At 60.4% G+C, this 23,558-nt stretch carries 21 protein-coding genes and 1 tRNA gene; 1 reads left to right on the top strand and 21 read right to left on the bottom strand.

The features are described from left to right. Positions 1 to 53: 53 nt before the first annotated feature. From M622_RS23245 to M622_RS23165, 17 genes are all read right to left on the bottom strand, one after another. Positions 54 to 659 (bottom strand): NADH-quinone oxidoreductase subunit J, encoded by a 606-nt coding sequence (locus tag M622_RS23245; protein ID WP_021247964.1) that lies wholly within the window; start codon positions 657 to 659, stop codon positions 54 to 56. 33 nt (positions 660 to 692) lie between these two features. After that, positions 693 to 1,178: an NADH-quinone oxidoreductase subunit NuoI gene (gene nuoI / locus M622_RS23240; RefSeq protein ID WP_021247963.1), complete on the bottom strand. Its 486-nt coding sequence runs from the start codon at positions 1,176 to 1,178 to the stop codon at positions 693 to 695. A gap of 7 nt (positions 1,179 to 1,185) precedes the next feature. Continuing rightward, the gene (gene nuoH / locus M622_RS23235; protein WP_021247962.1) at positions 1,186 to 2,235 is read right to left on the bottom strand and encodes an NADH-quinone oxidoreductase subunit NuoH; all 1,050 of its coding nucleotides are present in this window, start codon (positions 2,233 to 2,235) and stop codon (positions 1,186 to 1,188) included. Further along, complete coding sequence (gene nuoG, locus M622_RS23230; protein ID WP_021247961.1) at positions 2,235 to 4,574, bottom strand: NADH-quinone oxidoreductase subunit NuoG; 2,340 nt, start codon at positions 4,572 to 4,574, stop codon at positions 2,235 to 2,237. The genes nuoH and nuoG overlap by 1 nt, the downstream gene beginning before the upstream one ends. Beyond that, on the bottom strand, positions 4,568 to 5,872 hold the full coding sequence (nuoF, locus tag M622_RS23225; protein ID WP_021247960.1) for an NADH-quinone oxidoreductase subunit NuoF: 1,305 nt from the start codon (positions 5,870 to 5,872) through the stop codon (positions 4,568 to 4,570). The genes nuoG and nuoF overlap by 7 nt, the downstream gene beginning before the upstream one ends. An 11-nt stretch (positions 5,873 to 5,883) precedes the next feature. Then, positions 5,884 to 6,363 (bottom strand): NADH-quinone oxidoreductase subunit NuoE, encoded by a 480-nt coding sequence (gene nuoE, locus M622_RS23220; RefSeq protein ID WP_021247959.1) that lies wholly within the window; start codon positions 6,361 to 6,363, stop codon positions 5,884 to 5,886. 77 nt (positions 6,364 to 6,440) lie between these two features. Next, entirely contained in the window at positions 6,441 to 7,694 is a 1,254-nt protein-coding gene (locus M622_RS23215) for an NADH-quinone oxidoreductase subunit D (protein WP_031346192.1), read from the bottom strand. Then, the gene (locus M622_RS23210) at positions 7,687 to 8,292 is read right to left on the bottom strand and encodes an NADH-quinone oxidoreductase subunit C (protein ID WP_021247957.1); all 606 of its coding nucleotides are present in this window, start codon (positions 8,290 to 8,292) and stop codon (positions 7,687 to 7,689) included. The genes M622_RS23215 and M622_RS23210 overlap by 8 nt, the downstream gene beginning before the upstream one ends. 14 nt (positions 8,293 to 8,306) lie before the next feature. Next, complete coding sequence (locus tag M622_RS23205; RefSeq protein WP_021247956.1) at positions 8,307 to 8,783, bottom strand: NuoB/complex I 20 kDa subunit family protein; 477 nt, start codon at positions 8,781 to 8,783, stop codon at positions 8,307 to 8,309. Positions 8,784 to 8,786: 3 nt separating this feature from the next. Beyond that, on the bottom strand, positions 8,787 to 9,161 hold the full coding sequence (gene ndhC / locus M622_RS23200) for an NADH-quinone oxidoreductase subunit A (protein WP_021247955.1): 375 nt from the start codon (positions 9,159 to 9,161) through the stop codon (positions 8,787 to 8,789). Positions 9,162 to 9,261: 100 nt separating this feature from the next. Further along, positions 9,262 to 9,346 (bottom strand) — tRNA-Leu (locus tag M622_RS23195). A gap of 65 nt (positions 9,347 to 9,411) precedes the next feature. Beyond that, positions 9,412 to 9,771, bottom strand: coding sequence for a preprotein translocase subunit SecG (gene secG, locus M622_RS23190; protein WP_021247954.1), 360 nt, complete (start codon positions 9,769 to 9,771; stop codon positions 9,412 to 9,414). A 31-nt stretch (positions 9,772 to 9,802) separates the two neighbouring features. Continuing rightward, positions 9,803 to 10,537 (bottom strand): triose-phosphate isomerase, encoded by a 735-nt coding sequence (gene tpiA, locus M622_RS23185; RefSeq protein WP_040830300.1) that lies wholly within the window; start codon positions 10,535 to 10,537, stop codon positions 9,803 to 9,805. Positions 10,538 to 10,712: 175 nt separating this feature from the next. Next, the gene (gene glmM, locus M622_RS23180; RefSeq protein ID WP_031346191.1) at positions 10,713 to 12,065 is read right to left on the bottom strand and encodes a phosphoglucosamine mutase; all 1,353 of its coding nucleotides are present in this window, start codon (positions 12,063 to 12,065) and stop codon (positions 10,713 to 10,715) included. Between the two features lie 47 nt (positions 12,066 to 12,112). Then, entirely contained in the window at positions 12,113 to 12,952 is an 840-nt protein-coding gene (gene folP, locus M622_RS23175) for a dihydropteroate synthase (RefSeq protein WP_021247951.1), read from the bottom strand. A 70-nt stretch (positions 12,953 to 13,022) separates the two neighbouring features. Continuing rightward, positions 13,023 to 14,915 carry an ATP-dependent zinc metalloprotease FtsH gene (gene ftsH / locus M622_RS23170; RefSeq protein ID WP_021247950.1) on the bottom strand — a complete coding sequence of 631 codons (1,893 nt, stop codon included), beginning with the start codon at positions 14,913 to 14,915 and terminating at the stop codon, positions 13,023 to 13,025. A 111-nt stretch (positions 14,916 to 15,026) separates the two neighbouring features. After that, a complete protein-coding gene (locus tag M622_RS23165; RefSeq protein ID WP_021247949.1) occupies positions 15,027 to 15,653 on the bottom strand; it encodes an RlmE family RNA methyltransferase in 627 nt (208 codons plus the stop codon). 76 nt (positions 15,654 to 15,729) lie between these two features. On the opposite strand from M622_RS23165, the gene yhbY reads away from it, so the two are divergent. Next, on the top strand, positions 15,730 to 16,194 hold the full coding sequence (yhbY, locus tag M622_RS23160; RefSeq protein WP_021247948.1) for a ribosome assembly RNA-binding protein YhbY: 465 nt from the start codon (positions 15,730 to 15,732) through the stop codon (positions 16,192 to 16,194). Positions 16,195 to 16,277: 83 nt separating this feature from the next. Here yhbY and greA read toward each other — a convergent pair whose 3' ends face one another. The 4 genes from greA to M622_RS23140 all read right to left on the bottom strand — a co-directional run bounded on the left by greA (position 16,278) and on the right by M622_RS23140 (position 23,555). Next, positions 16,278 to 16,754, bottom strand: a complete 477-nt coding sequence (greA, locus tag M622_RS23155; RefSeq protein WP_021247947.1) for a transcription elongation factor GreA — start codon at positions 16,752 to 16,754, stop codon at positions 16,278 to 16,280. Further along, positions 16,751 to 19,981, bottom strand: a complete 3,231-nt coding sequence (gene carB / locus M622_RS23150) for a carbamoyl-phosphate synthase large subunit (RefSeq protein WP_021247946.1) — start codon at positions 19,979 to 19,981, stop codon at positions 16,751 to 16,753. Before carB ends, greA begins: the two co-directional genes overlap by 4 nt. An 84-nt stretch (positions 19,982 to 20,065) precedes the next feature. Further along, positions 20,066 to 21,214 (bottom strand): glutamine-hydrolyzing carbamoyl-phosphate synthase small subunit, encoded by a 1,149-nt coding sequence (gene carA / locus M622_RS23145; RefSeq protein ID WP_021247945.1) that lies wholly within the window; start codon positions 21,212 to 21,214, stop codon positions 20,066 to 20,068. Positions 21,215 to 21,437: 223 nt separating this feature from the next. Further along, positions 21,438 to 23,555, bottom strand: coding sequence for a response regulator (locus tag M622_RS23140; protein ID WP_245543028.1), 2,118 nt, complete (start codon positions 23,553 to 23,555; stop codon positions 21,438 to 21,440). Between the last annotated feature and the right edge of the window lie 3 nt (positions 23,556 to 23,558).

The raw sequence follows: 23,558 nt of genomic DNA, 5'->3' as shown, positions 1-23,558 counted from the left end.
CTCCCTGATCACGCCGATGCAAGGCTGGCGTGTTTTTTTGTTCGCGTACTGTTTCAGGCTTCGTTCTCGGACTGCATCTTGACCAGTTCGACGCGATCTTCACGCCTTACCGCCACCTGGTCGGCCGGAGCCATGTACCGGATGCCCTTGCGCTTGCGCAGCGTAAGGGTCACCGCTGACACCATTGCCACCAGCAATACCAGCGAAGCGAGTTCAAACGCATAAACGTAGTCGGTGTAAAGCACGCGCCCAAGTTCGCGTGTGTTGCTGTACCCCTGACTCGCGGCCGGCGGGACGGGCATTGCATCGAGGCCAAAATAAGACCCGCCGAGCACCATCACCATTTCAAGCAGCAGGAGGATGCCGATCAGCGCACCCACAGGCAGATAACTCCAGAAACCTTGACGTATACGATCGAGGTTGATGTCGAGCATCATCACTACGAAAAGGAACAAGACCATCACTGCACCGACGTACACCAGAACCAGCGTCATGGCGAGGAACTCGGCATTGAGCAGCAGCCAAATGCCCGCAGCATTGAAGAAGGTGAGCACGAGGAACAATGCGGCCTGGACCGGATTTCTCGAGGTAATCACCCTCAGCGCCGCGAAAACCATGATCACGGCGAGAAAGTAGAAGATGAAGGTTTTGAATTCCATATTCCTGGCTAATGGCGCTAGAAGCGCCCTCCCTTAGCGGTACTTTGCGTCCTGCTCACGATCAGCTGCGATCTGTGCCTCTTGGCGATCCCCGACTGCCAGCAGCATCTGCTTGGTGTAGTAGAGATCACCCCGTTGCTCGCCGTGATACTCAAACACCCGTGTCTCTACAATTGCGTCAACCGGACAGGCTTCTTCACAGAAACCACAGAAAATGCACTTGGTCAGATCGATGTCGTAGCGACTCGTCCGGCGTGAACCATCATCGCGCTGCTCTGACTCGATCGTGATCGCCAACGCCGGGCACACGGCCTCGCACAGCTTACAGGCGATACAGCGCTCCTCGCCATTCGGATAGCGGCGCAAGGCATGCAAACCACGGAAACGGTTGCTCTGCGGCGTCTTTTCCTCAGGAAAGTAAATCGTGATCTTGCGCTGGAAGAAATACCGCCCGGTGAGGGCCATACCCTTGAGCAGTTCCTTCAGGAACAGACTGCCGATGTAATCCTTGGCACCCATGGTCTTCTCAACTCCAGATCGACAGCGGCGACATCAACCATGCGGCCACCACAAACACCCACACCAAGGTCACCGGGATGAATACCTTCCAGCCCAGTCGCATGATTTGGTCATAACGGAAACGCGGAAAGGTCGCACGTGCCCAGAGAAAGACGAACAACATTGCAGCCGTCTTCAGGGCAAGCCAATGAAAACCATCAGGCAGGAAACCCACGGGCGACAGCCAACCGCCAAGGAACAGCAGCGAAGTCATTGCCGAAACCAGGAACATGTTTGCGTATTCGGCGAGGAAGAACATTGCGAACGTCATTCCCGAATACTCGACCATGTGTCCTGCAACCACCTCGGCCTCGCCTTCCACCACGTCGAAGGGCGCCCGGTTGGTTTCCGCGATACCCGAGATCAGATACACGACGAACATGGGCAGCAGAGGCAGCCAATTCCAGGACAGGAAACCGAGACCCATTTCCGCAAACCGACCCTGCCCCTGCGACAGGACAATATCCGAAAGATTGAGGCTGGCTGAGATCAACAGCACACAGATGAGCGCAAAACCCATCGACACTTCGTACGAGACCATCTGTGCCGCGGCCCGCATCGCACCCAGGAAGGGATACTTGGAGTTTGAGGCCCAACCCGCGATGATCACCCCGTACACTTCGAGCGCAGTGATGGCGAGGATGAAAAGCAAGCCGGCGTTGATGTTTGCGAGCACAAGGCCATCGTCGAACGGGATCACCGCCCATGCCGCAAGCGATGGCGCAATCGCGAGGATGGGGCCGAGGATGAACAGGCTCTTGCTCGAGCTACTCGGAACGATGACTTCCTTCAACAGCAGCTTCAGGCCGTCAGCCATCGGCTGGAGCAGTCCGTAGGGACCGACGCGATCAGGGCCGATGCGGCCCTGCATGAAGCCGATGACCTTGCGCTCGGCATACGTCAGATAGGCCACCCCTATCATCAGTGGCGCAACGATCGCGATGATCTTGACCAGGACCCATACCGCTGTCCAGGTCGGGCCGAAGAATTCGGCAACAGGCTGCAGCATCGCTTCCATCAGACACGCTCCACACTGAGGTCACCACTCATCCCACCGAGCTTCGAGGTCGACACATGCGCAGCTGCAATCCTCACACAGCCCGCGGCGAGCCCTGGATCGGCCTGCACGATGAGCTCCGCAGTGGCAGCGCCCTGCGCAACACGAACCCGATCGCCGGCTGCGACACCGAGCGCTTCCATGGTGGCCGGTGAAATGCGAGCGCTTGGTGCCGCCGCATCGCGTGTTTTCTGTAGCGCCTCAGCGCGTCGCACGAGCGGATCGGAAAAGTGGATGGGGACATCGGTCACGCGTTCAAGCGCGGCCGACGAAGCGGTGGCTATTGACACCACAACACCCTCGACTCCGTTGTTGAGCTGCGAGGCAAAATCAGCACTCAGAATCTCATCCCGCACCGCCTCCGAATCCGACTGCGAGAAGCCGTCCAGAGCGAGAAGGTTACCCAATACACGCAGGACCTTCCACGCGGGGCGCGTCTCGCCCTGAGGCCGAGCGACGGCAACGAAACTCTGCGCACGCCCCTCACAGTTCACATAGGTGCCTGAAGTCTCGGAAAAGGGTGCAATCGGCAACATCACGTCAGCCACGCCACGCAGAGAGGCCGAATCGAAGGCTGTCAGTCCCACCACCAGTTGCGCCGTCTGCATGGCGGCAGTTGTCGCCGACGGATTCGCAAAATCGAACGCAGGCTCCGCGCCCATCACGACATAGGCCTTGCGTGCCTGCTCGATCATCGCTGCCGCATTGAGACCGTCTGCGCCCGGGATGGCACCCGCCAGATAGCCGCCAACACTGTTTGCCGCCTCGCCGATGAAACCGAAACTGCCTCCGGTCAGACGCGCGATTTCCTGCGCCAGGGTCTGGAGCTCACTCCCACGACCATGCTGCACAGCCAGATTGCCCAGCCAGACCGCGACCTGACGACCCGAGGCCAGGCTCAGCGCAATGGCACGCGCCTCATCTTCGATGTGCTCGGGCAACTTCCCCGCCAGCGCAGGGGATGGCTCAAGGCCTTTTTCCGCCACAAGAGCGGCAAGCACTTGGGCAAGCGTCGCAACCATGGACGAGGGGGCGACAAGCGCGCGATGCTTGACCGGTAACAGCCAGTCCTCGGCATTCGGGCCAATTGCGCTGACCTGCAGTCCCTTCTTGGCCGCCTGACGCACCCGCTGCGCGAGCAGGGGCGCATCCTTGCGAAGGAAACTGCCGATCACCAACAATCGGTTCAAGTCCTTCACGCCTGCGATCGGCATGCCCAGCCACGGTGCGCCTGCACGCTTGCCGTCGGCACGGAAGTCCACCTGACGCAAGCGAAAATCGACGTTCTGCGACTCGAGGCCGCGCGCCAGCTTCTGCAGCAGATACAGCTCTTCAAGCGTCGAGTGCGGGGACGCCAGCATCCCGATCGACGCACCACCGTGATCCTTCGCAATTCCACGCAAGCCGGTGGCAACGAATTCGAGTGCGCTCTGCCAGTCGACCCGCTGCCACTCCCCACCTTGCTTGATCATCGGCGCGCTCAGGCGCTCGTCGCTGTTGAGCGCCTCATAGGAGAAACGGTCCTTGTCGGACAGCCAGCATTCGTTGATCTCCTCGTTCTCGAACGGCAGCACACGCTTGACGACGTCGTGCTTGGTCTGAACGATAAGATTGGAACCAAGTGCATCATGCGGGCTCACCGTCCTGCGACGGGACAACTCCCACGTGCGCGCAGCGAAGCGGAAGGGCTTGGAGGTCAGCGCTCCCACGGGACAGAGGTCGATGATGTTGCCCGACAACTCGGAGTCCACCGTCTTTTCGATGAAAGGCATGATCTCCGCGAACTCACCACGGAATGCCTGCCCAAGCTCCATTTCACCCGCAATTTCAGTGGTGAAGCGGACACAGCGCGTGCAGTGGATGCAGCGCGTCATGTCGGTTGCCACCAGAGAGCCGAGGTTCTTGTTGAACACGACCCGCTTTTCTTCCTGATAGCGCGAACCCGAGGCGCCATAGCCGACTGCGAGGTCCTGCAACTGACACTCGCCACCCTGGTCGCAGATCGGGCAATCCAGAGGGTGGTTGATGAGGAGAAACTCCATCACGCCCTTCTGAGCCTTCACCGCCAACTCCGAGTGCGTCCACACCTTCATGCCATTGGTCACCGGCGTTGCGCAGGCAGGCAGCGGCTTGGGCGCCTTCTCCACTTGCACCAGGCACATGCGACAGTTGGCCGCGATGGACAGCTTCTTGTGGTAGCAGAAGTGCGGAATGTACGTACCGGCAGCAGCAGCAGCGTCCATCACGGTGCTGCCGTCATTGACCTGGATCTGCTTGCCGTCGATTTCGATCTCTAGCATGACGGGCTCACGTAGATTTGACTGCCGGCGCGCTGCACTTCAGGCGGCACCAGGCATTTCTTGTTTTCAATGTGGTATTCGAACTCGCTGCCAAAGTGCTTGACGAAGCTCTGCACCGGCATTGCCGCAGCGTCACCCAAGGCACAAATCGTGCGGCCCATGATGTTGGCAGTAACCGAATTCAACAGCTCGAGGTCATCCGGACGTCCAAGCCCGTTCTCGATGCGGTGAACCACGCGATACAGCCACCCCGTGCCCTCGCGACAAGGCGTGCACTGGCCGCAAGACTCTTCGAAGTAGAAATACGACAGGCGCTCAAGCGCCTTCACCATGCAGGTTGTCTCGTCCATCACGATGACGGCGCCCGAACCGAGCATGGAGCCGGCCTTCGAGATGGAGTCGTAATCCATCGTGCAATCCATCATCACGCTGGCGGGGATGACCGGCGAGGAGGACCCCCCGGGGATCACCGCCTTCAGCTTGCGTCCTCCGCGCATCCCACCCGCCATCTCCAGCACTTCGGCGAAGGGCGTGCCAAGCGGGACCTCGTAGTTACCCGGCCGATTGACGTGCCCGGACACCGAGAAAAGCTTCATTCCGCCATTGTTGGGTTTGCCGAGCTCAAGGAAGGTCTCACCGCCCATGTTCATGATGAACGGGACCGATGCGAATGTTTCAGTGTTGTTGATCGTCGTCGGCTTGCCGTAAAGGCCGTAACTCGCCGGAAACGGGGGCTTGAAGCGCGGCTGCCCCTTCTTGCCTTCGATCGACTCGAGCAGGGCTGTTTCTTCGCCGCAGATGTAAGCGCCATAGCCATGGTGTGCGAACAGCTCGAAGGAGAACTCCGACCCTAGAACGTTCTGTCCAAGCAGGCCGGCTTCACGAGCTTCAGCGAGCGCCTCTTCGAAGCGCAGATACACATCGAAGATTTCACCATGAATGTAGTTGTAACCACGGGCGGCGCCCATCGCGTAGGCCGCGATCGTCATCCCTTCGATAACGCTGTGCGGGTTGTAGCGCAGGATATCGCGATCCTTGAAGGTTCCAGGCTCGCCCTCGTCGGAGTTGCAGGCAAGATACTTCTCACCTGGAAACGATCGCGGCATGAAGCTCCACTTCAGGCCAGTCGGGAAGCCCGCACCACCACGGCCACGCAGCACCGAAGTCTTCAACTCGGCAATGATCGCGTCTTGCGAAACCTTCTCGGCAATGATCTTCTTCAGCGCCGAATAACCGCCGCGCGCAACGTAGTCCTGTAGCCGCCAGGCGCGGTCACCGTCACAGCCGGCGAGAATCATTCCTTGCGTACTCATTTCTTGTCCAAGTCCGCCAGCATCAGGTCGATTTTTTCTGTGGTCATCCAGCTGCACATCTGATGATTGTTCACCAGCAACACCGGCGCATCGCCACAGGCTCCCATGCATTCACCCTCCTTGAGCGTGAACTTGCCGTCGGCGGTGGTCTCGTTGAAGTCAATCCCGAGCTTTTGCTTTACGTAATCTGCGGCGTGAACGCCTCCCGACAGCGCACAGGGAAGATTGGTGCACACCGTGATCTTGTGGCGCCCGACGGGTTCGAGGTCGTACATGTTGTAGAAGCTCGCGACCTCGAACGCTGCGATCGGCGCCATTTCAAGATAGTTGGCCACGAACTCGATGAGATCCTTGGGCAGCCAGCCCTTTTCTATCTGGGCGATCCGCAGCGCTGCCATGACGGCGGACTGCTTTTGATCGGAGGGGTACTTGGCGATCTCTCGATCGATCTGGTGCAATGATTCCTGGCTGAGCATTTCGTCTTGATCTTCCGGATAGCTTGCCAACTCTCGTTAGCCGATCACACGCCCGCATCGCGGGAATTGAACCGACCTCAACGGTCGATCTCGCCAAACACGACATCCATCGTGCCGATGATGGCGACAACGTCCGCAATCATGTGACCGCGTGCCATGTCGTCCATCGCTGCCAGATGTGCAAAACCTGGCGCGCGCAACTTCAGGCGATAAGGCTTGTTGGCCCCATCGGATACGGCATAGACGCCGAACTCACCCTTAGGATGCTCGATCGCCGCATAAGCCTCGCCTTTGGGGACGTGAATACCTTCGGTAAAGAGCTTGAAGTGGTGAATCAGCTCTTCCATGTTGGCTTTCATGTCCTCGCGCGAGGGCGGCGCCACTTTATGGTTGTCGGTAATCACCGGGCCTGGATTTTTACGCAACCAGTCGATGCACTGTTTGATGATGCGGTTGGACTGGCGCATTTCTTCCATGCGGCACAGATAGCGGTCGTAGCAATCGCCGTTCTTGCCGATGGGGATATCGAAGTCCATGCGGTCGTACACTTCGTAGGGCTGCTTCTTGCGCAGGTCCCAGGCCACCCCGGAACCACGCAGCATCGGACCGGTAAAACCCCAGGCAAGCGCCTGCTCTGGTGAAACCACACCGATACCAACCGTGCGCTGCTTCCAGATACGGTTATCGGTCAGCAGCGTCTCGTATTCATCGCAATACGCCGGAAACCGGTTTGTAAAGTCCTCAAGAAAATCGAGCAGCGAACCATCGCGCGCAGCGTTCAGATCACGCACCACCTTGTCGTTGCGAAACTTGTTGACTTCATACTTCGGCATGCGGTCGGGCAGATCGCGATAAACGCCACCGGGCCTGTAATACGCCGCATGCATTCGCGCCCCCGACACGGCCTCATAAACGTCCATGAGGTCTTCGCGCTCGCGGAAGGTGTACAACACCATGGTCATCGCACCGATGTCGAGACCGTGAGTGCCGATATTCAGAAGGTGATTGAGGATGCGGGTGACTTCATCGAACATCACGCGGATGTACTGAGCACGCTCAGGCACCTGCACACCGAGCAGGCGCTCGATCGCCATGCAGTAGGCGTGCTCGTTGCACATCATCGATACATAGTCGAGGCGATCCATGTATGGGACTGACTGCACCCAGGTACGCGTCTCGGCAAGCTTTTCGGTCCCACGATGAAGGAGGCCGATATGAGGGTCGGCACGCTCGACGACTTCACCGTCGAGTTCCAGGACCATTCTCAATACACCATGTGCAGATGGATGCTGAGGACCAAAGTTGATCGTGTAATTTCGAATCTCAGCCATGACCGACGTCCCCGTAGTTCTCTTCGCGCACGATTCGCGGTGTATTCTCGCGCGGCTCGATCGTCACAGGCTGATAGACCACCCTTCCCTGCTCCGGGTCGTAGCGCATTTCAACATAGCCCGAGACCGGAAAATCCTTGCGGAAGGGATGTCCGACGAAACCGTAATCGGTGAGAATACGGCGCAGATCCGGATGGCCGACATACATGATGCCATACAGATCGAAGGCCTCACGCTCGTTCCAGTTTGCACTTGGCCAGACGTCACACACCGAATCCAGCACCGGAAAGGCATCATCATCAGCAAATGCACGCAAACGGACGCGCCAATTGTGGCGTACCGAGAGCAGGTGAGCCGCAGACGCGAAGCGCTTTCCCTTCCAGGGCGAATTACCATAGGTCGAAAAGTCGAGGCCGGAAATATCGACCAACTGTTCGAAATGCAGATCGACGTGATCCCGAAGGGTGCGCGCAACCTTCAGGTAATCTGCGGCAGTAACCTCGATGGTGACCTCGCCACAGTCGAGCACCAAACTCTGCAGCGTTTCGCCGAATACGTTGCGCAAGGTCTGGCTCAGGCGTTCAAGCTTTGCACTCATGTCTGGAGCATCCGTCAGCGCGCAATCGTAGTCGTGCGCTTGATCTTGTTTTGCAACTGGAGAATGCCGTAGATCAGCGCTTCGGCCGTAGGCGGGCAGCCCGGCACATAAACGTCGACCGGCACGATGCGATCACAACCTCGCACAACCGAATAGGAGTAGTGGTAATAACCTCCACCATTGGCGCAGGATCCCATCGAGATCACCCAGCGCGGCTCGGGCATCTGGTCATAGACTTTGCGCAAGGCGGGGGCCATCTTGTTGCACAAGGTTCCGGCCACGATCATCAGGTCGGAGTGCCGCGGACTGGGCCGGAATATCACACCGAAGCGATCCAGATCGTAACGCGCACAGCCAGCGTGAATCATTTCGACCGCGCAACAGGCCAGACCGAAAGTCATCGGCCACAAAGAGCCTGTACGCGTCCAATTGATCACCGCATCGAGCGAAGTGGTGACAAACCCCTCGCGGAAGACACCCTCAATGCTCATTCCTTACTCCCAATCGAGTGCGCCGTTTTTCCACTCGACGATGTAGCCGATAACCAGAACGGCAAGAAATACCATTACCGATCCAAATACAAACCAAGCGTGCTCGCCGGCGGCAATGAACTCTTGAAAGACAGTCGCCCAGGGAAACAGGAAGGCTATTTCCAGATCGAACAGGATGAAAAGAATGGCGATCAGATAATATTTGACGTCGAATTTCATTCGGGCATCTTCAAACGCCTCGAATCCGCATTCGTACGGAGATAGCTTTTCACTGTCGGGATTATAAGGGGCAAGAACTCGCCCCAGAACTATGGGAACGACACCGACAGCCAGGCCAACGAGCATGAACATCAAGACAGGAAAATAACTTTCCAGCATGTTCAGGAACCCCCTGTTAAATCGACAGGCTTCAGCCGATCATTATTGTTTTGTTTGCTCTGCATGGAAACGCCCGCTGAAGCGGGCGTTCTCCGTCATCTGGTGCCGACGATGAGACTCGAACTCATACGGCTTTCGCCACTACCCCCTCAAGATAGCGTGTCTACCAATTTCACCACGTCGGCGCTTCGTTTCAAAGCCACATAATTATACGACTTTTTTTGCGGCGCGCAAACAGCCACGCACGCATTTATTTCGGAATCGACTGGGCCTTGGAGTCGTCCGCAGGCACCACAGGCACATCAGGTACAGCACCAGGAAGAGGGGCCGTCTGCAAACCCTCCATGACGCTCGAAGGCGCTGCCGGCTTGTTGCTGGCGAGGTAGCTCAAACCGAGGCTAGTCAGGAAGAAAGCCGTCGCAAGGACGGCTGTAGTGCGACTGAGGAAGTTCGCCGAGCCCGAGGAACCGAACAGACTACCCGAGGACCCGCTCCCGAACGCAGCACCCATGTCAGCCCCTTTTCCGTGCTGCACAAGAACGAGGCCGATCACACCAAGCCCGACGAGCACGTGAACAGTCAGCACGAGAGAAAAAAGATAGTCACCCATCACAAACCCTAAAAAACACTTCGTTGAAAGATCATGCTGTGGCCGCTGCGCGGCAGATAGCCATGAAATCATCGGCTACAAGCGATGCACCACCGACCAGACCGCCGTCCACGCTCGGCATGGAAAACAACTCCGCAGCATTCTCCGGCTTCACACTCCCCCCATAGAGGATGCGAATACTGGCCGCCTGCACTCCGTGTGCAAGCAACCAGGCCCGAATGCCGGCATGCACTTCTTCGGCCTGCGCAGCGCTTGCCGAGCGCCCCGTACCAATTGCCCAAATGGGCTCATAGGCCAGCACCACCCCACCCAGCGCCTGACTGCCAAGCAGCTGAAGCACAGCCGACAGCTGGCGTGCAATGACTGCATGCACCAGACCCGCGTCGCGCTCGTCCAAGGTCTCGCCGACGCAGACGATGGGAACGAGCCCGGTAGCGAGCGCAGCCTTCGCCTTGCGCGCAACACTCATGTCATCATCGCCAAACAACGCGCGGCGCTCGGAGTGCCCCACGATGACGTAACGGCAGCCGAAATCGACCAGCATCGCCGCACTGACCTCGCCGGTATAGGCTCCTTGCGCATATTCGCTGACATCCTGAGCGCCCAGCGCGAGTCCAGCGGGACGCTGCCTGAGCTGCTCAAGATAAGGATAGGGAACGCAGAGCACAACCTCGACCCCGGGCACGTCAGTCATACCGGACAGTAACTTGGCATTGGAGACCAGACTACCGTGCATCTTCCAATTTCCGGCGACGATCTTTTTCATGAAACTAACCGCTCGCTCTGATAGCTTAACCGCAAAATTATAGACCCCTCTTTGCGACCCAGCAAATTTGAACGCATGCGAGCCTGAGGTTCGGGACGTTCGAGCACGAAGTCGAGGTGCGCGCCCCTGCCCAACGAGCCGGCGCCAGACGCGCATGCATCATGCGGAGGGCCCGTTACGCGACCGCGTCCTGCACGACGTCCGAGATGTCACGGGCGAGCTGCTCGACGAGCGTGAGATCACGCCCCTCGACCATCACCCGCAGCAGCGGCTCGGTCCCTGAGGGTCGCAGCAGCACCCGGCCGCTCTCACCCAGGGCCTGCTCAGCTCTCGCCTGCGCTGCCGCGATACTAGCGTCGGCTCGCCAGTCGAAGCCGGCGGGCAGCCTTACATTGACGAGCTTTTGTGGGTAGAACACCAGATCCTTGCAGGCATCGGCAAGGGTGATGGCCTGCTTCTTGAGCGCTGCGAGCACTTGCAACGCTGAGACAATTCCGTCTCCGGTGCTGTGGCAGTCGAGGCAGATGATGTGACCGGAGTTTTCTCCGCCCAGCGTCCAGCCGTACTCGTGAAGCAGTTCCAGCACGTAGCGATCGCCGACCTTGGCGCGTGCAAAGGAGGCACCCAAGCGCCCGATGGCGTGCTCGAAACCAAGGTTGCTCATCAGCGTGCCCACCACGCCATCGAGCCTGCCCTCGGACTGGCGCGCCGCGGCGATCACATAGAGCAATTTGTCACCATCGTAGATCTCTCCACGATGGTCGACCATGATCAGACGATCGGCATCGCCATCGAGTGCGATCCCCAGATCCGCCCCCTGGGCGAGTACCGCCTGGCGCAGATGCTCTGGCCGCGTGGCGCCGACCTCGTCATTGATGTTGAGTCCGTTTGGCTCCACCCCGACGGCCAGCACCTCGGCGCCCAACTCGTGAAACACGCTCGGTGCGATCTGGTAGGCCGCGCCATGGGCGCAGTCCAGGGCAATGCGCATGCCGCGCAGGTCCAGCTCATTAGGAAAAGTGCTCTTGCAGAATTCGATATAGCGGCCGGCCGAATCGCTGATGCGCCGCACCTTGCCCAGTCGGGCTGAGTCGACGCAACCCATGGGCTCATCCAGGTGCGCCTCGATCTCAGCCTCAAGTGCGTCGGGCAGCTTCGTTCCGCTTGCCGAAAAAAATTTTATACCATTATCATAAAATGGGTTATGTGACGCTGAGATCACCACCCCTGCCTGCAGCCGCAGCGCCCGCGTCAGGTAAGCAACCGCCGGGGTTGGAATGGGGCCCGCGAGCATCACATCGACACCCGCTGCAGCGAACCCGGCCTGGAGCGCTGCCTCGAGCATGTAGCCGGATATCCGCGTGTCCTTGCCGATAAGGACAGCCGGATGCTCACCGGCCGGAAGCTTCTCGCGTGCGACAAGGGTGACGCCAGCAGCGTAGCCCAAGCGCATCACGAATTCCGGCGTGATCGGACTGTCCCCAACCTTGCCTCGCACACCATCCGTCCCGAAATACTTGCGCCCCATCATCGCTCCAGCTCAATCGCAAAGCACGGATTATGACACTGGAAGCGTCACGCTGCGCGGCCGTCGCCACACACCGCCTGCCACACCTTGAGTGCATCAAGGGTGGGGCCAACATCGTGTACGCGCACGATTCCCGCACCGCGCTGCACCGCGATCAGCGCTGCCGCCACGCTGGCCGGCATGCGCTCATCAACCGCACGTCCGCTCACTGCCCCGAGCATGGACTTGCGTGACATACCTGCAAGCACCGCAAGCCCGTCGGCGCCAAAACGCTTGAGCTCACGCAGCAGGGCATAGTTGTGCTCGGTTCGCTTACCAAATCCAAAACCGGGGTCAAGCACGATTCGATCGCGCGCGACCCCAGCCATCTCCAGGGCACGGACGCGCGCGTCAAGAAACCGCTCCACCTCTGCAAGCACGTCGACATAGCGCGGATTGTCCTGCATCGTGCGCGGCTCACCCTGCATGTGCATGACACACAGGCCGGCATTACTGGCGGCGACTGCCTCGATCGCACCCGGCGCGCGAAACGCATTGATGTCGTTGATCATGTCCGCACCTGCGGCCAGTGCAGCCGCCATCACCTCGGGTTTTTGAGTGTCGATGGAGAGCGGCACCTTCCAGTCGCGCGTGCGCTCAATGAAGCCCAGCACACGCTCCAACTCCTGCGCCGGCGACACCGCGTGCGCCCCCGGCCGCGTGGACTCCGCGCCGACATCGAGCATGTGCGCGCCCTGCTCAAGAGCGCATTCGGCGCGCCGAACGGCCTCCGTCAGATCACCATGCAAGCCGTCGCCCGCAAAGGAGTCGGCGGTGAGGTTGATGATCGCCATCACCTTCGGGCTTGAAAGATCGAGACGAAAACGCCCACACTGGAAGGTTGACATACCGGTTCACGATTAAAAACGGGCCGGATGAACCGGCCCGCCAGGTTGATGAATCAATGATTTACAGCGTTCAGGCCACTGGCGCAGGCGCTGTCGGCGCTGCACCCGGCGCATCATCCCGGGGACGACTGGGCGGCACTGAAACAGGCTTGGGCGCACGCGGCGGACGGCCGTCCATGATGTCGTTCACCTGATCGGCGTCAAGCGTCTCCCACTCGAGCAACGCCGCGGTCATTGCTTCAACCTTGTCGCTGTTCTCCTGCAGCAGGCGGCGCGCGAGGCTGTACTGCTGATCGATGATGCGACGGATCTCGCCGTCGACCTTCTGCATCGTGGCCTCTGACATATTGCGATGAGTCGTCACCTGACGGCCGAGGAAGATCTCCCCTTCCTCCTCGCCATAGACCATGGGCCCAAGGCTGTCCGACATTCCCCACTGAGTAACCATGCGGCGGGCAAGATCGGTTGCGCGCGCGAAGTCGTTGGAGGCGCCGGTGGTCATCTGCTTCATGAAGATTTCTTCCGCGATCCGGCCACCGAACAGGACGGTGATCGTCTGCAACAAGCGATCGCGGTCCTGGCTGTAGCGATCCTCGGTCGGCAACTGCATCGTTACGCCCAGGGCACGACCGCGCGGAATGATGGTGACCTTGTGCACAGGGTCGGTCTTATCGAGGAGACGGGCCACCACCGCGTGGCCGGACTCATGGTAAGCGGTGTTGCGACGCTCCTCCTCGGGCATGACCACTGAACGGCGCTCCGCGCCCATCATGATCTTGTCCTTGGCGCGCTCGAAGTCTTCCATATCAACCAGGCGCTTGTTGGAACGCGCGGCAAACAGCGCCGCCTCGTTCACCAGGTTCGCAAGATCAGCGCCCGAAAAACCGGGGGTGCCCCGCGCCAGGACATGCGGTTCGACATCGGGTGCAACCGGCACCTTACGCATGTGCACCTTGAGAATCTGCTCACGCCCACGAATGTCGGGCAAGGAAACCACGACCTGGCGATCGAAGCGCCCAGGGCGCAACAGCGCGGGATCAAGCACGTCCGGGCGGTTGGTCGCAGCAATCACGATCACACCGGTCTGGCCTTCAAAACCGTCCATCTCGACGAGGAGCTGGTTCAGGGTCTGCTCGCGCTCATCATTACCGCCCCCCATGCCAGCGCCACGCTGGCGCCCGACCGCGTCGATCTCATCGATGAAGATGATGCAAGGCGCCTGCTTCTTCGCCTGCTCGAACATGTCACGCACACGGGCAGCGCCAACACCCACGAACATCTCGACGAAGTCCGAGCCGGAAATCGAGTAGAACGGCACCTTGGCCTCGCCCGCAATCGCCTTGGCGAGCAAGGTCTTGCCCGTGCCGGGCGAACCGACCATCAGCACGCCCTTGGGAATACGCCCTCCCAGTTTCTGAAACTTGGACGGGTCGCGCAGAAATTCGACGATCTCGACCAGCTCTTCCTTGGCCTCATCGCAACCGGCGACATCGGCGAAGGTCACGGTGTTGGTGGACTCATCGAGCATGCGTGCCTTGCTCTTGCCGAACGAGAACGCACCCCCTTTGCCGCCACCCTGCATCTGGCGCATGAAGAAGACCCAGACGCCAATCAGCAGCAACATCGGAAACCAGGACACGAAGATGCTCGCGAGGAAGGACTGCTCCTCCTCGGGCTTGGTCGCATTGATCTGCACCCCGTAACGCATCAGGTCGGACACCATCCAGATGTCCTGCACTCCAGGCGTATACACCGTGATCGAACGCCCTTCCTGGGTCACTGCGCGCAACAAGCGACCATCCACCGTCGCCTTGGTGATACGCCCCGCCTTGGCCTCTTCCAGAAACTGGGAGTACTCCATCGTGCTGGGCGCGACTTGACGCGTGTTGAACTGGTTGAACACAGTCATCAGCACGACACCGATGACCATCCAGATCGCGAGGTTTTTGAATAGATTATTCAACTGTCTGTTCCTCAAAAGCCATTTTGGCCGTGTACGCGACTGACCGATTCTAGTGCCGAACGTTCCCGCGGGCAAACCGCGAGCCACGATCGGATTGGACAAACCGACGCCTTACTGCAGTGCGCGCGGCCCTTTACCCAGCACATAGACCTCTGCGCTGCGATCACGGGACGCCTTGGGCTTGCGCACCTGGACGGACGCAAATGCGGCCTCCATCTGCTTGCGGTATTCCATGAAGCCTTCGCCCTGAAACATCTTGACCAGGAACTGTCCTTCCGGCTTGAGGTGGCGCACGGCAAAATCCAGCGCCAACTCGCACAGGTGCACAGAGCGCGCCTGGTCCACTGCTGCCACACCCGAGAGGTTGGGCGCCATATCGGACAGCACAAGGTCAACCCGTGCGCCTTCAAGGCGCGACTCAAGCTCGGCCAGCACCGCATCATCACAGAAGTCGCCATGGAGGAAATCCACGCCGGCCACTTCCTCCATCGGCAAGATATCGAGTGCAAACACCCTTCCCTTCGCCCCACAACGCCTGATCGCCACCTGACACCACGAGCCCGGGGTCGAGCCCAGATCAACGACCACGGCGCCTGGCTTGAGCAGGTGGTCACGCTCGTCAATCTCCAGCAATTTGTAGGCCGCGCGCGCGCGATAGCCCTCGGCTCGAGCGCGCTGGACATAGGGGTCATTGAGGTGATCATGCACCCAGGCCCGATTTGTCTTGTTCTTTTTCATCGACTTGGAAGAAGTCCGCCTTTAGTAATCGGAGTAGAATCCGCGGTCCTAAGCTTCAAGCATCCAGAGAGATTCAATGACCGAACTCACCCCGGTTCAACGCCGCGATTTGCGTGCGCGAGCCCACCACCTCAACCCCGTTGTCACGATTGCCGGCAACGGCCTCACCCCTGCCGTCGTGGCCGAGATCGAGCGTGCGCTTCAGGCCCACGAGCTCATCAAGGTCAAGGTTCAGGGCAGCGAGCGCGAACAGCGCGAAACCCTGATGAATGAACTGTGCGAAACCCTCGCCGCCGCCGCGGTTCAACACATCGGCAACATCCTGGTCGTGTGGCGTGAGCGCCGCGAAGAAGAGAAAAGCCCGACCCACGCCGCACACAAGCCAACAGCCAAGGCATCCACTGCAAAATCGGCCTCAGCATTCGCAACGGCCGCACGTCGCGCTGCGCTGGCAAAGGCCAACGCCGAATCCCGTCGCCCGCCGGCACGAAGCTCAGCCCCGCGCGGCCGCAACCCCAACAGCGGAAATCGTGGTCGCTGAAGCAAGCCCGCCACATTAACACGCAGGGCGGTCCGCAGACCGCCCTTCCGTAGCGCCCTCAACAGGGCAGCGGGCTGCGATGCTCAGACGTAGCGCACGTCCAGAATCTCGAATTCACGCACGCCGCCCGGCGCCTGCACCTCGGTAACATCACCCGCGTACTTGCCGATCAAGGCGCGCGCAATCGGCGAGCTCACGGAAATCTTGCCCTCCTTGATGTCCGCCTCATCCTCGCCGACGATCTGGTAAGTGACCACCTGCCCTGTATCCAGGTCCTCGAGCTCGACGGTTGATGCGAACACGCAGCGACCATCGGCATCAAGCAGCTGGGGGTCGATGATCTGAGCGTTCGACAGTTTGCCCTCAACCTCCATGATGCGGCCTTCAATGAAGCCCTGGCGTTCCTTGGCCGCATCGTACTCGGCGTTTTCGGACAAGTCGCCATGCGACCGGGCCTCGGCGATTGCGGCAATGACGTTCGGACGCTCCACGGTCTTCAAGCGATGAAGCTCATCACGCAAGCGCTCGGCACCGGTCACGGTCAGCGGCGTCTTGTTCATGCCATACCCTTCAGCTCGGCGTGCAAGGCCTGCAAGGAGTACACGTCGAGACCGTCGGCCATCTGGCGCATGCCCATGCAGGCTGCGCGCGCGCCTTCGATGGTGGTAAAGATCGTCAGTTTGGCCACCAGCGCACTGGTGCGGATGGAGCGCGAATCAGTGACCGCCTGACGCTTCTCCTCCACGGTATTGATCACCAGCGATATCTCCCCGTTCTTGATCATGTCGACGATGTGCGGACGCCCTTCATTGACCTTGTTGACCACCGCCACGGGGATCCCCGCCGCCTCGATCACCGATGCCGTGCCGCGCGTCGCGACCAGCGTGAAGCCGAGCTCATGCAGATCCTTGGCCACCTCGATGGCCACTGGACGATCGCTCAGCTTGACGCTGATGAATGCGGTGCCCGAGCTCGGCAGGCGCACACCGGCGCCGATCTGGCTCTTGACGAAGGCTTCGGCAAAGCTGCGGCCCACCCCCATCACCTCGCCGGTGGACTTCATCTCAGGGCCGAGAATGGTATCCACGCCCGGGAACTTGACGAAGGGGAACACGGCCTCCTTGACCGAGTAGTAAGGCGGGATGATCTCGCTGGTCACGCCCTGGCTCGCCAGACTCTGACCTGCCATGCAACGTGCCGCCACCTTGGCCAGCTGCAGCGAGCAGGCCTTGGAGACAAAGGGCACGGTGCGCGAAGCACGCGGATTCACTTCCAGCACATAGACCACCGCGTTGTCGCCTTCGCCCTGAATCGCGAACTGCACGTTCATCAGACCGCAGACATTCAGTGCGCGTGCCATCGCTTCGGTCTGGCGCCGCAGTTCGTCCTGCAGCTTGGCCGACAGCGTGTAGGGCGGCAGCGAGCAGGCGGAGTCGCCCGAGTGCACCCCCGCCTGTTCGATGTGTTCCATGATGCCGCCGATGATCACCTGCTTGCCGTCGGACAGGGCATCGACGTCGACTTCGGTCGCATCGTTGAGGAAACGGTCGAGCAGCACCGGCGACTCATTGGAGACCTTGACTGCCTCACGCATGTAACGCTCGAGATCCTTTTGCTCATGCACGATCTCCATCGCCCGCCCGCCCAGAACATAGGACGGCCTCACCACCAGCGGATAGCCGATCTCGGCTGCCAGGCGCACGGCCTCTTCGGGCGTGCGCGCGGTGCGGTTGGGCGGCTGGCGCAGACCCAGATCCATCAACAGCTTCTGGAAACGTTCGCGATCCTCGGCGGCGTCGATCATGTCCGGCGAGGTACCAATGATGGGAACGCCATTCGCTTCCAGCGCCTTCGCACGCTTGAGCGGGGTCTGGCCGCCAAACTGCACGATCACCCCGACCGGCTTCTCGACATGGACGATCTCGAGAATATCCTCAAGCGTGATCGACTCGAAATACAGGCGGTCTGAAGTGTCGTAGTCGGTGGACACGGTCTCGGGGTTGCAGTTGACCATGATGGTCTCGTAGCCGTCTTCGCGCAGCGCGAGCGCGGCATGGACGCAGCAGTAGTCGAACTCGATACCCTGCCCGATCCGGTTCGGGCCGCCACCCAGAACCATGATCTTCTTTCTGTCGCTCGGCTGGGCTTCGCACTCATCCTCGTAGCTCGAATACATGTACGCGGTCGAGGTGGCAAACTCTGCCGCGCAGGTATCCACGCGCTTGAACACAGGACGCACACCAAGGGCATGGCGATGCAGGCGCATTGCGGTTTCGTCGGTGTTGAGCAGCTTGGCGAGACGGCGGTCAGAGAAGCCCTTGCGCTTGAGCTCGCGCAACTCGGCTGCCTGCAAGGCTTTCAAGGAGCGGCCGGCGAGTGCCTTCTCGGAGAGCACGATATCCTCGATCTGGGCCAGGAACCACGGATCGATCTTGGTCAGGTTGAACACCTGCTCCTGGCTCATGCCCTCGCGGAAGGCCTGACCAACGTACCAGATGCGTTCCGGGCCGGCACTCGCCAGTTCGTGCTCGAGATCCGAACTGTCGGCCTCGATCTCATCGAGCCCATAGACGCCGACTTCGAGACCCCGCAAGGCTTTCTGGAAAGATTCCTGGAAGGTGCGCCCGATCGCCATCACCTCACCCACCGACTTCATCTGCGTGGTGAGGCGGTCGTTGGCTTGCGGAAACTTCTCGAAGGCAAAGCGCGGAATCTTGGTGACGACGTAGTCGATCGAAGGCTCGAACGAGGCCGGCGTGGCACCGCCGGTGATGTCGTTCTTCAGTTCGTCCAGCGTATAGCCCACCGCAAGCTTGGCCGCGACCTTTGCGATCGGGAAGCCGGTCGCCTTGGATGCCAGCGCCGACGAGCGCGAAACGCGCGGGTTCATCTCGATGACGATCATGCGACCATCGACCGGGTTGATCGCGAACTGCACGTTCGAGCCACCCGTCTCAACACCGATCTCGCGCAACACCGCGATCGAGGCGTTGCGCATGATCTGATATTCCTTGTCGGTCAGGGTCTGCGCCGGGGCCACGGTGATCGAGTCGCCGGTATGCACGCCCATCGGATCAAGGTTCTCGATCGAACACACGATGATGCAGTTGTCGGCACGATCGCGCACGACCTCCATCTCGAATTCTTTCCAGCCCAGCAGCGACTCTTCAATCAACAACTCATTGGTCGGACTGGCTTCGAGACCGCGCTTGCAGATCTCGTGGAACTCTTCCATGTTGTAGGCGATGCCGCCACCCGAGCCACCCAGGGTGAAACTGGGACGGATGATGGCCGGAAAACCGATGCTGCCCTGAACCTGAAGCGCCTCTTCCATGCTGTGAGCGATGCCTGAGCGCGCCGAACCAAGGCCGATCCGGGTCATCGCGTCCTTGAACTTCAGGCGATCTTCTGCCATGTCGATGGCGACTTCGGAGGCACCGATCAACTCAACCTTGTATTTTTCCAGCACACCGTGGCGACCCAGGTCGAGTGCGCAGTTCAGCGCAGTCTGCCCGCCCATGGTCGGCAGGATGGCGTCCGGACGTTCCTTGTCGATGATGCGCTCAACCACCTGCCAGGTGATGGGCTCGATGTAGGTGACGTCGGCGGTTTCCGGGTCGGTCATGATGGTCGCCGGGTTCGAGTTGACCAGGATGACCTTGTAGCCTTCTTCGCGCAGGGCCTTGCAGGCCTGTGCGCCGGAGTAGTCGAACTCGCAGGCCTGGCCGATGACGATCGGACCCGCGCCAATGATGAGGATGCTCTTTATGTCGGTGCGTTTCGGCATTGTCTTGCCTCGATGATTCCTTGACCCGGCCTTGTGCGCCGGAGTCGAACAGTGACGGCAGGCTTGTGCGTGCCGGATGCCGTATTACTTGGTCTTGGCCGCTTCCATCAACTCAATGAAGCGATCGAACAGGTAGGCCACGTCGCGCGGACCGGGGCTCGTCTCCGGATGCCCCTGGAAGGAGAAGGCCGGTACGTCGGTGCGGGCGATGCCCTGATTGGTGCCGTCGAAAAGCGATACGTGCGTTACGCGCAGGTTGCCCGGCAGGGTCGACGCGTCGACCGCAAAACCATGATTCTGACTGGTGATCAGCACGTTGCCGGTTTCGAGGTCCTTGACCGGGTGGTTCGCGCCATGGTGGCCCGAACCCATCTTAATCGTCTTCATGCCGGAGGCCAGCGCCAGCAACTGGTGGCCCAGGCAGATACCGAAGGTCGGGATGCGTGCACCAAGGATTTCGCGGATGGCCTCGATGGCGTAGTCGCAGGGCTCGGGGTCGCCCGGTCCGTTGGACAGGAACACGCCGTCGGGCTTGAGTGCCAGCACGTCACGTGCGGGCGTTTGCGCCGGCACTACGGTGAGGCGACAACCGCGCTCGGCGAGCATGCGCAAGATGTTGTACTTGATGCCGAAATCGTAGGCGACGACATGAAAGCGCGGCGTGTGCTGCTCGCCATAGCCTTCACCCAGCCGCCACTCGGTCTGCGTCCAGTCATAGGCCTGGGCAGCAGTGACGACCTGCGCCAGGTCCATGCCGCTCAGACCCGGAAAGGATCGAGCCTGGGCGATCGCCGACTCGGCATTGAGGACTTCACCTTCGGCGGCGGTCACGATGCAGCCGGCTTGTGCGCCTTTTTCGCGCAGCAGGCGGGTGAGCTTGCGCGTATCAAGCCCGGCGATGGCAACGACGCCTTCCGTCTTGAGGTAGGCATCAAGACGCTGAGTCATGCGAAAGTTCGACGGCAGGATGGGCAGGTCGCGTATGACCAGCCCTGCGGCATGCACCCGAGAGGACTCGACGTCTTCGGTATTGACACCGGTATTGCCGATGTGGGGGTAGGTCAGCGTGACGATCTGGCGCGAATAGCTCGGGTCAGTCAGGATTTCCTGATAACCGGACATCGAGGTATTGAACACCACCTCGCCAACCGTGCTGCCTACCGCACCGATGCCCTTGCCGTGGAAGACCGTCCCGTCGGTAAGCGCAAGAAGGGCGGACGGGTATGCACTCACGAGAAACTCCTGAATTCAGCTTTAAGATCAGGGACTAACGAGAATTCGCGCCCCGAAACGTGCAAAAAAGCGGGACCGCCCCCTGGGTCAATCCCGCTGGATAAACCGTCGGATTGTATATTTTCGAGCGTTCGATGGCAAACCTTCAACACGCTCTGCAAGGCCGGCTCAGGCATGCACGCTCCGCCTGCGCGGGGACGCCTGCGTGGCTGCGGATTGGTTCTCAGTGCTTTTTCTCATGCTGATGCAAGGCCTGAGCGAGTAATTTCAGCTCACCGCTGAGCTTCGTCGCTTGCGTGGTCGCGGCGGCGGGGTCAGCGCTTCTGGCCATCTGTTCCAGTGTTTTTGCCGCCTCCGTAGCGCGTTGCGCACCAAACAAGCCCACCGAACCCTTGAGCGCATGGGACAATTCGGCCAGGCGCTTGTAATCCTGTGCAGCCGATGCGCGCTGCAGATCGGTGATGGTGCGATCGAAATCGCGGAAGAAGAGCGCCAATAACTGCTGCACGACGTCCTCGTCGCCGTCGAACATGGCGCGCGCCTCGTCCAGATTTGCGATCTGGCGACGGTCGCCCTCTCCCATCTCGAGCAGGCTGACATCACCATCGCTGTCATCGAGTGCAGGGCGACCGAGAACACGATCAATCGCTGCGAACAAGGCGTTGACATCGATCGGCTTGGAAACGTAGTCATCCATTCCGGCCTCGAGGCAGCGCTCGCGGTCACCGGCCATCGCATGCGCGGTCATTGCAATGATCGCCGTCGGTCGCCAGTCCCCCTGAATGACCCAGCTGCGCCTGGCCTCGCGTGCACGGATAGCCTGCGTTGCATCGATGCCGCCCATCACGGGCATCTGCACATCCATCAGGATGAGGTCGAAGTGCCTGGAATCGAAGGCCTCAAGCGCCTCCGCGCCGTTGTTGGCGATGGTCACATGATGACCCGCCTTTTCGAGAATACGCCTGGCAACGGTCTGATTGACCGGATTGTCCTCCACCACCAGAACGGCGAGAGCAGTGCTCTGCGCCTGTGCACTCGCCTCGTCCAACGCCAGCGGGGGCGCCAGTTCGAAAGCGACATCGGTGGCGCTCTCTGCCCCCACCCGCCGGCCTGACAGCCCCTGACTGGCGAGTTGCAGCGCACCGAGCAAGTCCTCCACGGCAAACGGCTTCGACAAGCGCACTGGCAAACCGATCTCCTCACAGCGTGCAGTATTGACGCGCTGCAGATGGCTGGAAATCATCATCACGAACCGGTCAATGAAGGGCGTCTCCCTGGCAAAGCGCTCTGCCAGCGCAAAGCCGCCGGGGTCAGGCATGTCAGCGTCCATGAGGACAAAGTGAAACGGATCATTGTCCTCATGCGCAGCCACAAGCGCGGCCTCCACGGCCTCCCCGCTGCAGGCGAGCTGAGCACGAGCGCCGTGACGCGCGAGCACGTCGCACAGGTGCTGACCCAGGATTTCATTGCACGCGGCGATCAGTACGTGGGCCTGATCGAGCAAGGACATGCGGACAAAAACCGCGGGCTGGACAAGCACGAGCGGCAACACCACTGAAAAGGTGCTCCCCTGCAGGGGCTCGCTGCGCACTTCAATACGACCCTGCATCAATCCGACCAGATGTCGCGAGATGGTCAGCCCAAGCCCCGTTCCACCGAATCTTCGCGTGGTCGAACTGTCAGCCTGGGTGAAGGCCTCGAAGATGCTTTCGAGCTTGTCAGGCGGGATGCCGCAGCCACTGTCGCGCACAGCGAAGAGGAGCTCGACGGCGGCGCCCGCCTGCGCGACCACCCTCACCTCAAGCTCGATCTGGCCACGCTCGGTGAATTTGATTGCGTTGCCAATCAGATTGATCAGGACCTGGCGCAGGCGCGTGGGATCACCCCGCACCACCGAAGGGACTTCCGGGGCGAGCGCGAAGAACAGCTCGACGCCTTTCTGATGCGCCTTGAAGGCCAGCGCACGACAGGTGTCCGCGACCAGCTGAAGCGGCGAAAAATCGACCTCTTCCAGGGCAAGACGGCCGGCCTCGATGCGGGAGAAGTCGAGGATGTCATCGATGATGATGAGCAGCGCCTCGGCCGACGACTTCACCGTATTCAGGTAATCACGCTGCTCGTGCGTGAGTTCGGTATCGAGCAGCAGATTGGTCATGCCCAGCACGCCATTCATGGGCGTGCGGATCTCATGACTCATGTTCGCCAGGAAGTCGCCTTTGGCCCGGCTCGCAGCCTCGGCGGCCTCCTTCGCCGCAATCAGCGCAGCCGCACGCCGGTCGCGTGCCGCCGTGCTACCTGGCCTTTGCCAGCGCCACTTCGGCTGCGCACCATCAGGGGTCACGCA

Source organism: Thauera terpenica 58Eu (assembly GCF_000443165.1).
GTDB lineage: Bacteria > Pseudomonadota > Gammaproteobacteria > Burkholderiales > Rhodocyclaceae > Thauera > Thauera terpenica.
The sequence above is the reverse complement of the archived record's forward strand: the minus strand, read 5'-3'. Positions and strand labels throughout refer to the sequence as shown.

Bases quoted from the DNA above. Each gene is read 5' to 3' on its own strand.
- tpiA (WP_040830300.1), bottom strand. From the start codon at position 10,537: ATGAAAAAGATCGTCGCCGGAAATTGGAAGATGCACGGTAGTCTGGTC.
- nuoE (WP_021247959.1), bottom strand. From the start codon at position 6,363: ATGCTCAGCCAGGAATCATTGCACCAGATCGATCGAGAGATCGCCAAG.
- greA (WP_021247947.1), bottom strand. From the start codon at position 16,754: ATGAACAAGACGCCGCTGACCGTGACCGGTGCCGAGCGCTTGCGTGAT.
- nuoH (WP_021247962.1), bottom strand. From the start codon at position 2,235: ATGGAAGCGATGCTGCAGCCTGTTGCCGAATTCTTCGGCCCGACCTGG.
- nuoF (WP_021247960.1), bottom strand. From the start codon at position 5,872: ATGATTCTCGCCGGCTGTGACGGTGACCGCGCCTGGCGGCTACAGGAC.
- nuoI (WP_021247963.1), bottom strand. From the start codon at position 1,178: ATGGGTGCCAAGGATTACATCGGCAGTCTGTTCCTGAAGGAACTGCTC.
- M622_RS23215 (WP_031346192.1), bottom strand. From the start codon at position 7,694: ATGGCTGAGATTCGAAATTACACGATCAACTTTGGTCCTCAGCATCCA.
- M622_RS23165 (WP_021247949.1), bottom strand. From the start codon at position 15,653: ATGAAAAAGAACAAGACAAATCGGGCCTGGGTGCATGATCACCTCAAT.
- ndhC (WP_021247955.1), bottom strand. From the start codon at position 9,161: ATGCTGGAAAGTTATTTTCCTGTCTTGATGTTCATGCTCGTTGGCCTG.
- M622_RS23205 (WP_021247956.1), bottom strand. From the start codon at position 8,783: ATGAGCATTGAGGGTGTCTTCCGCGAGGGGTTTGTCACCACTTCGCTC.
- yhbY (WP_021247948.1), top strand. From the start codon at position 15,730: ATGACCGAACTCACCCCGGTTCAACGCCGCGATTTGCGTGCGCGAGCC.
- glmM (WP_031346191.1), bottom strand. From the start codon at position 12,065: ATGGGGCGCAAGTATTTCGGGACGGATGGTGTGCGAGGCAAGGTTGGG.
- nuoG (WP_021247961.1), bottom strand. From the start codon at position 4,574: ATGCTAGAGATCGAAATCGACGGCAAGCAGATCCAGGTCAATGACGGC.
- carB (WP_021247946.1), bottom strand. From the start codon at position 19,981: ATGCCGAAACGCACCGACATAAAGAGCATCCTCATCATTGGCGCGGGT.
- folP (WP_021247951.1), bottom strand. From the start codon at position 12,952: ATGTCAACCTTCCAGTGTGGGCGTTTTCGTCTCGATCTTTCAAGCCCG.
- secG (WP_021247954.1), bottom strand. From the start codon at position 9,771: ATGGGTGACTATCTTTTTTCTCTCGTGCTGACTGTTCACGTGCTCGTC.
- M622_RS23245 (WP_021247964.1), bottom strand. From the start codon at position 659: ATGGAATTCAAAACCTTCATCTTCTACTTTCTCGCCGTGATCATGGTT.
- M622_RS23210 (WP_021247957.1), bottom strand. From the start codon at position 8,292: ATGAGTGCAAAGCTTGAACGCCTGAGCCAGACCTTGCGCAACGTATTC.